General features: G+C 48.1%; 8 protein-coding genes. All 8 read right to left on the bottom strand.

What is annotated here, in order from left to right; all coding sequences use genetic code 11:
• Window positions 1-69: 69 nt before the first annotated feature.
• Window positions 70-1,689: an ABC transporter substrate-binding protein gene (locus AC58P7_RS23695; RefSeq protein ID WP_497347273.1), complete on the bottom strand. Its 1,620-nt coding sequence runs from the start codon at window positions 1,687-1,689 to the stop codon at window positions 70-72.
• Window positions 1,690-1,762: 73 nt separating this feature from the next.
• A complete protein-coding gene (locus AC58P7_RS23690; protein WP_497347272.1) occupies window positions 1,763-2,644 on the bottom strand; it encodes a carbohydrate ABC transporter permease in 882 nt (293 codons plus the stop codon).
• Between the two features lie 23 nt (window positions 2,645-2,667).
• The gene (locus tag AC58P7_RS23685) at window positions 2,668-3,678 is read right to left on the bottom strand and encodes an ABC transporter permease (protein WP_497347270.1); all 1,011 of its coding nucleotides are present in this window, start codon (window positions 3,676-3,678) and stop codon (window positions 2,668-2,670) included.
• 144 nt (window positions 3,679-3,822) lie between these two features.
• On the bottom strand, window positions 3,823-5,415 hold the full coding sequence (locus AC58P7_RS23680; RefSeq protein ID WP_497347268.1) for an extracellular solute-binding protein: 1,593 nt from the start codon (window positions 5,413-5,415) through the stop codon (window positions 3,823-3,825).
• A 71-nt stretch (window positions 5,416-5,486) separates the two neighbouring features.
• Complete coding sequence (locus AC58P7_RS23675; RefSeq protein WP_497347266.1) at window positions 5,487-6,821, bottom strand: ABC transporter substrate-binding protein; 1,335 nt, start codon at window positions 6,819-6,821, stop codon at window positions 5,487-5,489.
• A gap of 39 nt (window positions 6,822-6,860) precedes the next feature.
• Window positions 6,861-8,453 (bottom strand): response regulator, encoded by a 1,593-nt coding sequence (locus tag AC58P7_RS23670; protein ID WP_497347264.1) that lies wholly within the window; start codon window positions 8,451-8,453, stop codon window positions 6,861-6,863.
• The gene (locus tag AC58P7_RS23665; RefSeq protein ID WP_497347262.1) at window positions 8,422-10,224 is read right to left on the bottom strand and encodes a cache domain-containing sensor histidine kinase; all 1,803 of its coding nucleotides are present in this window, start codon (window positions 10,222-10,224) and stop codon (window positions 8,422-8,424) included. The genes AC58P7_RS23670 and AC58P7_RS23665 overlap by 32 nt, the downstream gene beginning before the upstream one ends.
• A 158-nt stretch (window positions 10,225-10,382) precedes the next feature.
• Complete coding sequence (locus AC58P7_RS23660; protein WP_497347260.1) at window positions 10,383-13,901, bottom strand: hypothetical protein; 3,519 nt, start codon at window positions 13,899-13,901, stop codon at window positions 10,383-10,385.
• Window positions 13,902-14,029: the final 128 nt, after the last annotated feature.

The following is a 14,029-nucleotide window of genomic DNA, read 5'->3' as shown; positions in this document are numbered from 1 at the left end:
TAACCATTTTTGGGAAAATGCCGACATCGAATCGATGCCGGCATTTTCTGCTAATCATTAGACTTCGGCTTACTTTCCTCCATTATCGAGAAAAGCTTGCACCTGCTTGATCAGTTCTTGACGAACCTTCTCCAATCCGTAGTTTACCATTTGCTGATTCGTTTTCTCAGCCGTTGCTTTCCAATCCTTGTCCAAACCGTTATTCAAGATCGGATCGCGAACAGAAGTAACTGGGTTAATCTTGGCCATTTCCGTCTTCACCGGTTCAGCGTTGAAGACGAATCCGGACAGCGGCTGCAAATAATATGTATCCGGTTTCGATTGGTAATTAAACAGCTTCAGCGTATCCGCATCGTTGTCCGCATTGATTCTGGACATCGTTGGCGACCACGTGAGTTCATAGCCTGGGAACAAATAGTTAGTCGTCTTGTCCGTCATCTTGTAATTGCGATCGCCGTCTTTCGTCCAATGCTCGCCTTCAAGGCCGTTTTCGAACAGATCGTGATTTTCCTGGCTGCTGAACAACCAATCGAAGAACTTCATCGTACGGTCCACATTTTTGCTTGTAGCCGGAATAACGATATCGTTCCATGCTTTATAATCAGTTCCGATTGCGCCTTTCTCCATGTTGCGAATATGAGAGTTGTACACAAACATTTCAATATCGGCCCCAGGAACAGCCGCTTGCAGCTTCTTGCGGATTTGAGCAGCGCCGTTGATTGTTCCTTCATTGGCAGCCGATTTTCCTGCAACAAACAGGGCTCCAGGATCTTTCTCGGAAAGAACGTCTTTCTGAACGAACTTGTTCCACTCAACAAACTTGTCATATTGCGGATACAAGAAGTAAGGATTGTTGTAAGGAGCCGGCAGGTTTGCAAATTTATCGGCAGAATCTCCGAGCGTCGTTGCGCCTAGCACTTTTTTGCCGTCATCGGACAAGATTACGTTGAATGCAGGAGATGTGCCGGCAACCGCTTTGACGTTCGTCAGTTTATCTTCCAAACCGAACATTTTGAAGAAGCCGCGATCATTTTTGAGGGCGAAAGGAATCATACTTTTTTCCGATTGCTGCACTTTCTCCAAGTAAGCCTTCAGATCATCGTAGCTTTTAATCGGCTGCAAACCGTATTTTTCGCGCAGATCTTTGCGGATGAACACAACCTCGATATCGTAGAATGCATTGGTTATCGGAATTGCGAAGATGTGCCCATTAATCGAATTGGCAGTAAGAAAATCTTTTGGAAACGCTTTCTTTAAACCTGGATATTCGTCGTTATTGAAATACTTGTCGAGTTGCTGGTAATAACCGTTCGTCACGTTCTGGTTCAGGCTGCCCCACGGAGCATCAAACGCGAAATCTACCGACTCTCCAGCCGTAATCTTCAGATTCAGCTTCTTCTTGTGATCATCGAACGGGTTGTATTCAATGTCCAACTTCGTGTTCAATGTACCTTTGGTCCGCTTTTCGAATTCGGCCAGCATCTTGTCCATGTCGATCGGCCTGTCGCCGAACAGCATGGCTTTCAAGTTGATCGGATCAGGAGTCTTGGTGGCTGTTGCCCCGCTGTTTGGGGAAGGGCTGGCCGTTTCTGAATTACCGCTTCCCGACTTACTGCATGCCGCTAGCGTAGCGACGAGCATCGTCGCTACTATCAGCGAGGACGTGCTTTTCATAGATATGACTTTCATTTTCTGTTTCCTCCCTATTTTTGTTGAATATCTATACCAAACCGCCAAATTGGCGAGTCCAGACACTTTTGAATCAGCCTTTGACGGCTCCGACCATGAGTCCCTTAACGAAGTACTTCTGTAAGAACGGATACAAGAAAATGATCGGGCCGATGGTGACTACGGTTGTAGCCAGCCTGGTCGACAACGTCGGAACAACGTAGTTCGGCAACGAGATTTTGACCGAGAGCTGATTCGCGAACTCTGCATTGCTCATGATCCGCATGATCAGATATTGAAGCGGGAATTTATTCTCATCGGAAATGAAGAGCATGGCTTCGAACCATTTGTTCCAGAAACTCATCGCATAAAAGAGTCCAACCGTGGCCAATGCCGGCATCGAGATAGGCAGCACGATCTTGAAGAAAATATACAGGTCGTTCGCGCCATCGATCTTGGCGGATTCCGCTAGAAACTCATCGACCGATTTGAAGAAGTTTCGCATGAGAAACATGTTCCATGGGCTGAGGAGGGCAGGAATAATCAGAACCCATATCGTATCCTTCATCCCCAAATATTTGGAGATCAGTAAGTAATTCGCGACCAGCCCGCCATGAAACAGCATCGTGAAGTAAACGTAAAAGTTAATCCCATTCTTGAATTTCAGAGCGCGGATGGACAACGGATACGCCAATGCGCACGTGACCAGCATGGCCAGCGCCGTGCCGACGATAGTGACGAAGATCGTCACCCCATAAGACCGATAAATCGTAGCATCCTTGAAAATGAGCTTATAAGCATCCAAAGTGAATTCCCCCGGCAGAATCGAATATCCATCCTTCAAAATCGACGATTCGGTGGACAAAGAGCTGCTGACAACGGTTATAAACGGAATGAGGCAATAGATGGCGAAGACCGTTAACACGGTATAAATCATGGCTTTCAACAGCCTGTCGCCACTGCTTTCCTTGATCATGACTGCACCTGCTTTCGTAAGAATTAGAAGAGCGCTGAATCCGGGCTGAACTTGCGCGCCAACTGATTGACGGTGATGACGAGAATGAATCCGACGACCGATTGAAAGACGCCGACGGCTGCCGCCATGCTCATATCGCTCAAATCCATAAGCGCCCGATACACGTAAGTATCGATAACATCCGTTGTCGGGTAGAGCAGCACGTTGCGGCCGACAAGCGCGAAAATCATGCCGAAGTCCCCATAAAAAATACCGCCCATCGCAAGGAGCATCATCAGGATAACCGTCGGTTTCAGCAGCGGGAGCGTAATATAACGAATTTTCTTCCACCGGTTGGCTCCATCAATCGATGCGGATTCGTAGATTTCCGGGTTAATACCCGTGATAGTGGCCAGATAGACAATCGAGCCGAAGCCCGCCCCTTGCCATATCTTGATCAGCACCAGAATGAAGGGCCATATTGACGGTTCATTATAGAAGGAGACCGGCGCGATGCCGAAAGAAGCAAGCCATTTATTCAGCATACCGGTATCGCTGGATAACAGCGCCGTCACGAACATTGCAACGACCGTCCACGACAGGAAGTTCGGCAGCGTGACGAGCGATTGGACGATCCGTTTGAACCATTTGCCGCCGAGCTCGGAGAACATGACCGCAATACCAACAGATGCGACCGTGCCGAATACGATAAATAGCGCGTTCAGGTAGAGTGTGTTGAAAATGACGTAAATAACTTCATTGGACTCAAAGAAAAATTCGAAATTCTTAAACCCGACAAACTCGCTTCCGGTTATGCCCTTGATCGCGTTAAAATTTTGAAAGGCTATCACAATGCCGCCCATCGGGAGATAGGAAAATATAAATATCAGCAAGATGCCAGGAAGAGTAAGCAAATACAATAAACCATGCTTGCGTATTTCGGTAACCAGTACGTTCCATATTCCTGCGTTCTTTCTAGTAGGATCGGTTGACTTGGACTTTAAGGCAACTGATTCGATCATCCGGTATTCCTCCTCTGTTTTTTGCAAAATCATTTGTCGATTGTTTGCTGTGGGTTAACTTTAACAAATTTGAGCCGCAGCTTGAATGTGCCTTTTTAAGTTTTGTTTATCCTTTTTTAAGCATAAAAAAGACGCATGCCGTTGTGCTCATGCGTCTTTTTAATATCATTTTCACGTTCATGTTCCGCCCGCGTCCAGATAAGCTTGAATTTGTTTGATCAGCTCATTTCGAATTTTCTCCAGTCCCAAACCTCGAAGCTTCACGTTCATTTGGACGACGGTAGAACGCCAATCGGGATCGAGCCCGTTTCGGATTACTTGCAGCGCTTGCTCCGTAACCGGCCGCACCTTCGCGATTTCCATTTTGACCGGCGACGGATTAAAGCTAAAGCCGGCTAGCGGAATCTTGTAATAGGTTTCGGGGTCAACAGAATATCGTAACAACTCGATGGCCTCCGGAGTTTGATTGGCATTGATCCGCGACATGGAAGGATTCCATGTCAATTCATAGCGGGGAAATAGATAGTTCGTCGCAGCAGGTGTCGGTGTAAACATCTGATTCCCCGCTTCTTTCCAGTGCTCGCCCTTCATGCCGAGCTCGAATAAGTCATGGTTTTCCTGACTTCGGAACAACCAGTCCAAAAACTTCATCGTATCGTCGGCATGCTTCGAGGTTACCGGGATAACCAGATTGTTCCATGCTCGAAAGTCGGTTCCGATGCAGCCCTTCTCCATTTTTCGTTGGCAGGAAGAATAAACAAAAGCTTCCAGATCGGAGCCCGGTATGGACGTGATCAGTTTCTGACGGATTTCGGACCAGCCCGATAACACGCCTTCGATAGCAGCCGATTTTCCGGCCTGGAAAAGGAGCAGCGGATTCCGCTCGTTCAATACGTCTTTATTAATATACTTATTCCACTTCATAAAACGATCAAACACACCGTAATAGTAATCGGGAACATTCAACGGGGCTGGAAATGCCTCATAAGCGGTCTGTGGATCACCATAGGTCGTTGCCCCCAGTACCCGCTTACCATCCTTGGAGAGCACAACATTGAAGTCGGTACCCGACCCTGAAATAAAGTAAGGACCCGTACGATAATTCGGTTGCTTGTCTTCATTGGCGAACAGCTTAAAAAAACCGCGGTCGCCTTTCAATGCTAACGGAATCATTTCCGGATACTCACTGTTGACGGCTTGCAAATACGCTTGCAAATCCTCATAGCTTTCAATCCGCTTCAGTCCGAGTCTCTCCCGCAAGTCCTTGCGAATATAGACGACTTCGATGTCATAAAACATTTGGGTGAGCGGTACGGTATACAAATGCCCGTTAAGCTTGTTGGACTCCAGATATTTCTGGGGAAAAGCTTTTTTCAAGCCGGGATAATCGTCATTGTTGTAATAATTGTCGAGCTTTTGATAATAGCCCCGTGCTACATTTTGCTCCAAACTCATCCAGGGAGCGTCGAACACGGCGTCGATTTCCTCGCCTGCCGCAAGCTTCAGGCTTACTTTCTGCTTGAATTCTTCCGGAGCGTCCCATTCCATATTGATTTTCAAATGAAGAGAATCCTTCGTTCTTCTCTCGAACTCCTTAAGCACGATATCCAAATCCGTAGGTTTGTCCCCGAAAAACATGAACTTTAATTCCCTAAGCTCCGATCCACTTCCATCGTTCTTGACATTCCCCGGTTGGGATTGCAGCATATCGCAAGCGGATAGTAAGAACATTACGCAAACAAATAGAAACAAGGCTCGTTTTTCCTTCACCAATACCTCACCTCCTCAAATCATCTGCTGACATATTTGACTTACAAACAATTAGTACTTTTTTTAAGATCTTACTGCACTTTTTTTAGAATTGGAACATCCCTATGTTCCAACAAAACATCCCATTCCCGATCCGCCTCTTTCATGGCCGTTTCCATGCTTATTTTACCGGCCAGCCATTCTTGGACCGTCTGATAGAACCAATCATTGAAGGAAGAAGGAGGCATATTTCGCCCGGAGAAGTCATCCATTGAGGTAGATTTTCCGGTTTTCGGATCGTTCATAACACGGAGCACATCGAGCATGGCTTCCGGCTGCGGATAGCTGACTTCTTCCCGAGTGGCCGGGATTCCGTTAAAGGCCTGTAAATAGCGGAGATATTGATCCTGGCCGTAGAAATAATGAAGAAACTGAGTAATCGCCTCCAACTTGGCGGGATCCGCAGCTGCTGCGGCAGAGATCGACCACCCAGTCGGCATCGGCTCCACTGCTGCGTTTATTTTCCCTTTATCATCCGGCAGCGCAAAAAATCCGTATTCGAAAGAAGGATCAGCTGCCTTGATTTGATTAAACATCCAAGGACTGGAAAACAGCATAGCCGCTTGTCCCGAGACGAGGATTGAAGCCGTTTGATTTTCAGCCGTCGTCAGAGATCCCCGTGCCACATACCCATGCTCCCATAGGGAAGCCAGTTTGTCCATCGCCTTCATGGGCCCGGGGTCGGTCCAACTGACCTTGCCTTCGCTCCGCTCGGCGTACCAATTCGGATGATCAATATAAACTTCGTCAATTAGAAACTTGTTGATCCAATACCTCATGTTTCCAATGTCTTTACCCCCGACGACTAAGGGGTCTATACCAAGCTGTTTGATTTTTTCGCACGCCTGCATAAATTCATTGAACGTCTTGGGCGAAGCAACAATCCCGGCCTTACGGAAAACGGCTTTGCTGAAGATGATTCCTTGCGGGGCGGCAAGGTCTAACGGCATTGTATAAATGAGGCCGTTTACTTTCGGAACGACTCGAAGCAGGTTTGCCAAATCACCCGGAATTTCATGAAGCAAGCCGGCGTCAGCGAACAACTGCGTATCGCGCATTTCCACTAAATCCGGAAATTCCCCGACAGACACCTTCATTTTCAAGTACTCGCCATAAGATCCGGACCAGGTTTCATTGACTTCATCGATCTCAAGATGCGGATGCGATTTCTCGAATGCGCCGATAATTGAGGCAATGCCTTGCTTATGCGACAAATCGTCTTTTGCATACGCAAGCGTAAAAGAGAGAGGCTGCGTTAAATTATGGTCATCGACAGCGGGACGGTTCCCTCTTAATATCCCACACGATGCAAGTATAATCAGGCTTCCTATTATGAGCAGCACAGCTGAAATCCGCAATCGCTGCATGGATGTGACCCCCTAGTGATCCATTAGGCAATCGTCTGCCTATGGATGTATCGATTGTTTGTATTCGAGAGGCTGTTTGCCGTACCGCTTCTTAAACATTTTGCTAAATTGCCGAGCATTATTGTACCCGATCCTGTCCGCGATTTCATACAACATCAAATCGGTTTGCATTAATAAGCTCAACGCATGCTTCATCCGCACCTCGGTGAGGTACTCCTTGAAGTTTACGCCCGTATGCTTTTTGAAAAAACTGCTGTAATAGTAAGGATTCATAAAAGCAGAAGCAGCCATCGATTCCAGCGTAATATTCTCTGCAAAATGTTCATCAATGAAAGCTTTAACCTCCATAATCTGCTTTAATTCCTTATTGCCTATTTTAACGGCAACATCACGGCGAATCTCGGCGATTACGGCGTAAACATATTCGGACATTTGATCGAACGTATGAAACCGTTCAAGCCTCGCGAGAAGCTCGTGGTCGTCCAGATCGGTCGTTCCCGCAGAAATGCCGAAATCCGCCAGTTCCTTCCGAATGCGGATGATTCCCGCATAGACAGCGATGACTACCGCCTGTTTGCCGTCAGGCGCAAGCGTACGCAGCACCCCCATCAGTTCGCTTACCGTATCCTCTGTATCTCCATGAGCCGTCGTGACCATAGAGGTTACAAGCTTCTTCAGCACATCGTTTATTCGGCTTTTTACCTCCGGATCCGCTTGCGTCTGCTGTCCCTCAATAACACAATTCCATCCGGTAAAAAATCGGACTTGCAGGGAGTGCATCGCAGATTGTGCGGAAATGTGCGTCTCCTCCAGCTTTTGTACCGCTTTTCCGACACCCAATGTAAAGTTCGTCTTGACATACTCATTCACCTTATCGTGAAAATCCCGCGACAGGGATAACGCTTCATCTAAACGGTCATGCTGGAGAAAAATGCCGTGCAGGTCCCCTTTGCGAAAATAGATGCCGGAGCATGTCTCCGAAATGGATTCGGCAAGAACATTGGCAATGGCAAAGTCGAGCAATTTTCTCTTTTTTTCCGAACTGCTGCTCCCGTCGTTCTTCATGCCATCCAATTCACCAAAGCACACTGTAATATAATTGCTGCGCGAGACGACACCCATTTCTATTAATTGGGATGATGCACCTTCATCCCCGTTTGTCATTCTCAAAAGCACTTCCTCAATGAGATCGGTTCGCTTTTTCCGTTCATATCGTACCGCCATTTCTTTCTCGCGGACTCTGTCCGACTGGTCTCCGATAAGCCGGATCGCCTTCTGAACGATTTGCTCCAATTGATCGATATCGACAGGCTTGACCAAGTACCCGATCGCCCCGTACTTCAGTGCATCCTGGGCATAGGCGAAGTCGCGAAAAGCGCTGATAAACACAACTTTTATATTCCGATTCGTCTCATGGATTTCGCGGATGATATCAATGCCTGTGTAACCGGGCATGCTAATATCGCTTATAATCAAATCAGGCGAGGTTGAATCTATCATCTGCCGCAATTCTTCCCCGTCATAAGCTTCACCGACGATTTCCAAGCCAAGCTCATGCCAATGCAGCAGCTTGCGCAGCCCCCTTAGAATGATCGGCTCATCATCCGCGAGCAACACTTTTAGTTTTCTCATATCGCCGTTCCTCCCTTTGCAGCGGATATAGCATTTGAACCGAGGAACCGATTCGCGGTTGGCTCTCGATCGTAATTCCATACGGCTCCCCACATGCCAAGCGAATCCTAGCATGTACATTTTTGAGGCCGATGCTTTTCCCCGTCACGCTCTCTCCCTCTTCCAATTGACGTTGAACCCGTGCCTGCGTATCGGAATCCATCCCAATGCCGTTGTCGAATATCGTAACAGCCAAACGATCCTCACCCGAATTCTCTATTGAAACAAGCACAGTGCCTTTCCCTCCTTTGGGTCGGATCCCGTGCTGCACCGCATTCTCGACAAGCGGTTGAATGGACAGCTTCAGAATAAGCGCATCCATTAAGTCCTCATCCACGGCTACTTGCAGATCGACCCTGCGATCAAACCGCACTTCAATCAAGTGAAAATAATGATTCAAGTGCTCCAGTTCCCGCTGTACAGTTACCCACTCTTCACCGAAGTCAATCACATATTCAAGCTGGTTGGACAAAGAGTGAATCATTTTCGCTACGCCCATAGCATCCTCGGCTACGGCGCTCATACGGATCACTTCCAGCGTATTATATAAAAAATGAGGTTGAATCTGCGTCTTCAGCGCATTCAATTCCGCTTGTTTGCGTTTGATCTCGGCCACATAAGCGTCGTTGATAAACAACTTGAGCCTTTCGATCATCCGATTGAAGCTTTGTGCCAGCCGACCCATTTCATCCTTGCGCGTCGTCGTGATTCCGGTATCCAGATGTCCCGACTCAACGCGAGCCATCAATCGCATAATATCAAGAATCGGCCTAGTAAACGTCTGGGAAAATAAAGCGCCCAGCGCGAGAAGCGCGAGAAGGCAAATTGCGGAAGCAATCATCACGTTCGATCTGATCTGAGTGAGCGAAGCGTAGAAATCTGCCTTGGATACCAGCCCTATAACTTGTCCGCCGATAAACGGGACCGGCTCTGAGTATAAGAGCTTAGTTCCGCTTCTTCTGGCGGCCAGCTCGTCGAACCGCTTCCCGAGCTTGTCTTCTTGATTGGAATACAGAATATAACCGTTTCCATCCACGACATGCACTTCATCCCTGCGATCAAGATCAACCTTTTTGAACAGGTTTTCGAAGATATCAAGATCAACGTCAATATACACCGTGCCAAGCACCTCTGTATCGGGACCAAGATTGCCGGAAGTATCGTTATAGTTGCGCGCAAACGTAATCACGGGTCTAGTCGACTTAAAATAAGTTTCTGGATGAGGCGGAAAAATAGCAAGCTGCCTCGGTTTTCCAGATAACGTATAGGACCAGTTGACAGGTGGATAAGGTTCATTCGAATCTAGCATTTTATTCGTGCGCGACTGGTTGTAAACGACTAAATCGGATTTGCGCACGAATAAAGCGTTTTCAATGTGGGTGTCGCTATACAATATCGTTTTCAAGAAATCATCGATCGTCATCCTATTGACCCTGCCGAAGCGGTTGAATTCTTGTCCCAAAGAATTGCTACTTTGACGATCCGCGATATCTATCGAATTATTATACATGCTTTTCGAAATAATATTGTAGTTACGTAAAATGTCATCTGCATTTTTAGCCAGATAGAGCACCATTTGTTTATAATTATTCTCCGTGTTTCGTTCAACCTGATCGGTAAATTGATTGAGCGACAGCGCACTTAGCACAAGAAGAGGAATCATCCCAATCATTAGAAATGCCAAGGAAAACTTGAAAAAGATGCTATGCCGTATTGTCGTCCATTTGTTCATGAAATCGTCTCCCAATCCCGGTGTGCAAAAAGGCATTCTCTATGATTATAACAGATTAAGTTTCTGTGCAGAAAGTGAATAATCTTGCTATTTCAACTAAATCGCACAAAAGACCACCTCCAGACCGTTTGGTCCGATGATGGCCTCTGTCCGTTTGCTTAAACGGGTATTGCATGCTGTCCGCATGCGGTTTCCTGACGGATTGTCACCCCGTCCGCGCCAACCTCTTGGACAAGTACGGACAATCCGTCTCCATCCTTGTCTAGATCGGTCACTTTAATGATCTGAACTCTGCCATCCGACAGTTCTACACGAAGTTCATCAGCGGATGCTGCCGCAGCTTTTGTAATCATGGCTGTTTTCTCATAGGTTTCGATAACAGATATGAAACTCGCGCTTTTACCGACAGCGCGAGCGCATAACATTTTGCGCCGGTACGTCTCATCGCCCAAGGGAAAATCTCCCCCGATGGACGCGACGAAGCGCACCGCGTTTAAGCCTGACAACTCTACGGTAATGACGCCTTCTCGGCCCAAATCCGCAGGATTAGCCGGTACTGCCAAGTCATACTGTTTGCCCATAAGCTTAACGGGACCTCCCAAGTAATCGACGCCAGCCCCGTTTCCTTGATCGGTATTGTGAAAGCGTATAGGCAAATCCGATAAATACCGGATTTCGCCGTTCTCCGTCACGACATAAGGATCACCCCAAAAAATCGTCTTTTCAGTCGTCTTATTCAAAAAGCCATGCTCGCCGTATGCTTCATCCGTTCGAACCCGAAGCTCCAACATCGCTATTCCCTCCACGGAAATGTCCAGATCGTCCCTTCCCAAAATCCACGCTCCGAACTTCCCTTGGGTAAGCGTTTGCCCGTCGCCCACCACCTCATAATGAAGCTGTTTTTGCACATGGAAGTATTCGGGGTCCGTGCCGACGATCATCTCCACCTCAGGCGGCCATACCGTATAATGATTCATGTTTAGAGGGCCGTCCTCGTTGTGCTCCGTCCGGTTTCCTCTATTGTCGAAGCCCGGTCCGAAGCCCATCTCGAACTCGGCTATAACGGTTCCGGACGTGTCGTACCAATCGCAGTCGGTAATGAATTGGGCGCTCCCCAGCGGATCGGCGCTGAACTGCTCCGTATGTTGCTTGTGCCGCTTGCGATCCGCTTCCAGTCCGACCAATCCTTTGCAGTGAAACAAATAGTCATAGGTATGCTCATCTTCACCGCATAAATAATCAAACAAAACCACATAATCGTCAGTAACAACGGTCAGTCTGCGCTGCAGGACCGGTTCCGTGAAGTCTGTTCGTTTCGAGTATTCCGGAATTTCTTCAGGAATGGGCACATATCTGCCCTCATTCCAAGTCCGTTCCTCAAACGTCTTATCTCCGTTAACCCGCCAACCTCCGTAGGGGGGATAGGACCAGCGGGCTTTGTTCTCCACAGCGCAAGCTTGGAATAACCCGCCGCTATGAAACAAAAGCCTTCGCCCTTCCGTCGGGTCCTGAAGCTTCTGATCCACGACGACCATATTGTGGGTAATGGAATTTTGCACGTAAAACTTGTACATAAACGTATGATAGTTGTACCAGATGCTCTCCGGGTTGTAAAAGCTTTTTCCATAACGCATGATGGATAACAAGCTGACCCTGTCGTAATGGCCGTGAGCCCCGCCGTGAGAGCCGTATTTCACAACGGCTTGAATCTGTTCGCGGGGAGCTCTGCCTTCGGTTTGCGAGCGAAGGACGGCTATGCCGGAATTGTCCGCATAAGCCGAGGACAGAAACGGCTTGGATTCGCTTGGTTTCAGGGCTGGAACGGCGTACAGCAGATCCCGATCCGCAAGACCGCAAGTCAGAAGAATATCGGCATATTCGGGTCGACCGTAGAGGTAATAAGCGAGATCGAAACGGGCATCCATATAGCCTCTTGGTGAAATGCCTGGAAGCTTGGATTCGGCGGAGTCATTAATGCCGAAGAGTACGCCACGATAGTCCGCGAAAGGCAGCAAGCTGTCCCAGAGCTGGGTGATCGAACGGTAGTTCCTGCGGCTTGGCCCCCAGATATCGACGCTAAGGCCGTCAATGTCCGGCTTCTCACCGGGAGTCACCTGGTCGTAATAATGGGCCGGTACCCATACGTCGGCTAGATTAATGCCCCAAGGCCGACAACTCTGCGATATCTCAGAGAACAAGCCAGCGGCCATCAGGTTGTAGCCGACCGAGCATTCATACCACCAGCCGTCGTCCAGAGTGCCTTTGGACAGATGATCAAAGAAGCCGCCGGTCCCGTAAAGAAAACGAGTCATCCGTTCATAATCCTGAATCGACTGGCTGCAATACAGTGCACCGATCATTTCAGCCAATGTCCAGTTGGATATTCCCCCTTTGCAGAGCGCCCAATCAATCAACTCGATAAACAGGCGGAAGGTTTGTTCCACATGAGTATGGTCTTCCTCGGACAGTAATCCTGAATCGTAGAGCAAATCATAGACAACCGCAGCATGCTTGAACAATTCGCCTTCGTGAACCAATTCCTGATGGCTGGCTCTCCGCGTTGCCGGATAACCCTTCGCCGGATCGACGAGCCGGCGAAGAAACATCGCCGCTTTCTCCGCCAAATCCCGTCTGCCCGTCACCTTCCAGACGATGACCGCATTCTCGGCTTCATGTGAGTGATGGGTCTCAAACAAATAAAGACCATCATGGAGTTCGGGCACGATCCACTTGTCAGCCCGTTGTTCATACATGTCCAGGAGCTCACCGGCCCATTCATGACTTTGTACCTTCTTACGCACTTCTTCCCATTGCGAGTCGATCATTTTCACATAGGGATGGGACAGTGATCGAAGGGTAAACAACTCCAGAACATCGGCGGCATCCCCTTGCCCGTTGGGAATCGCCGTAATTTTTTGTCTTTCATGTCCGCCGGGAGCGACCTTTTCCGGGACATCCACGCTGATGCAGAGCCTCCTGGACTCCCAAGGTTCCAATAGGATAAAGGGTGGGTCCAGTTTGACGGACATCGTTTCCCATCCGTATTTCTCGCAAACAAAACTTACGTATTGTTTGTGGTTCGTACAATTTTGAACCGTCGCTTCATATTGGCCTGTTTCCCCCGCAGGCACGGCTTTAGAACGAACCGGGGCGCAGAAATGAATGGCCTGCCTGCGTTTCAGTTCCATTCGCTGCAACTGAAAAGGTTCGTTCGAGCCCCCGCTCTTCCATTCACCGGAAATACGGATGCTCCGAACAAATTTCCACTTTCCCGACAATGACTTCTTATCGTCAAACTGATTCAAAGGGATGATGATGGAATGTCTGCCTTGTCCAGCTATCAGACATTGTGCAGTGGTAAATTCCACCTGTTCCGGCATAGGGCTTTTATTGATCAACAATCCGGCCTCAGCCTTCAGCTCAAGCCAACCGTCGACTGGCAGCTCCACTTCCAACGCAAGGCTGTGCCAATCTCTCAAATCTGCGCTGAAATCGTTTTTCTCCTCGAAGCCACGCAAATACCAGTTATTCGATTCTTGTACGTCAGGAAATTGAAACGTAACGTTGTCCCCCGGAGCAATAAAGATTGCCTCCTCATTCATCTCTCTTCTATTCGGATAACCGTCCTGTACAATTTCCCATTCCTTAAGGTCAATTCTCGCTGGCTGATTTTCCAAATCGTCCACCATCTTTCTCAGTAATATGCTATTAAAAGACTAGCACAAAGAGAATAACGGACATATGCTCTTTTTTATGAGTCTTAGGTGCTTTTTTTGTAAGTTATGATGAACGTGAGACAGCTCCG

Source organism: Paenibacillus sp. J22FR5, from assembly GCF_059691975.1.
Note: the sequence above shows the minus strand (reverse complement) of the source record. Positions and strands in the feature narration are given on the sequence as shown.

What these genes read in the sequence shown, in the direction of transcription:
- AC58P7_RS23675 (WP_497347266.1), bottom strand. Translation starts at nt 6,821, where the DNA reads ATGCAGCGATTGCGGATTTCAGCTGTGCTGCTCATAATAGGAAGCCTG.
- AC58P7_RS23665 (WP_497347262.1), bottom strand. Translation starts at nt 10,224, where the DNA reads ATGAACAAATGGACGACAATACGGCATAGCATCTTTTTCAAGTTTTCC.
- AC58P7_RS23670 (WP_497347264.1), bottom strand. Translation starts at nt 8,453, where the DNA reads ATGAGAAAACTAAAAGTGTTGCTCGCGGATGATGAGCCGATCATTCTA.
- AC58P7_RS23685 (WP_497347270.1), bottom strand. Translation starts at nt 3,678, where the DNA reads ATGATTTTGCAAAAAACAGAGGAGGAATACCGGATGATCGAATCAGTT.
- AC58P7_RS23690 (WP_497347272.1), bottom strand. Translation starts at nt 2,644, where the DNA reads ATGATCAAGGAAAGCAGTGGCGACAGGCTGTTGAAAGCCATGATTTAT.
- AC58P7_RS23695 (WP_497347273.1), bottom strand. Translation starts at nt 1,689, where the DNA reads ATGAAAGTCATATCTATGAAAAGCACGTCCTCGCTGATAGTAGCGACG.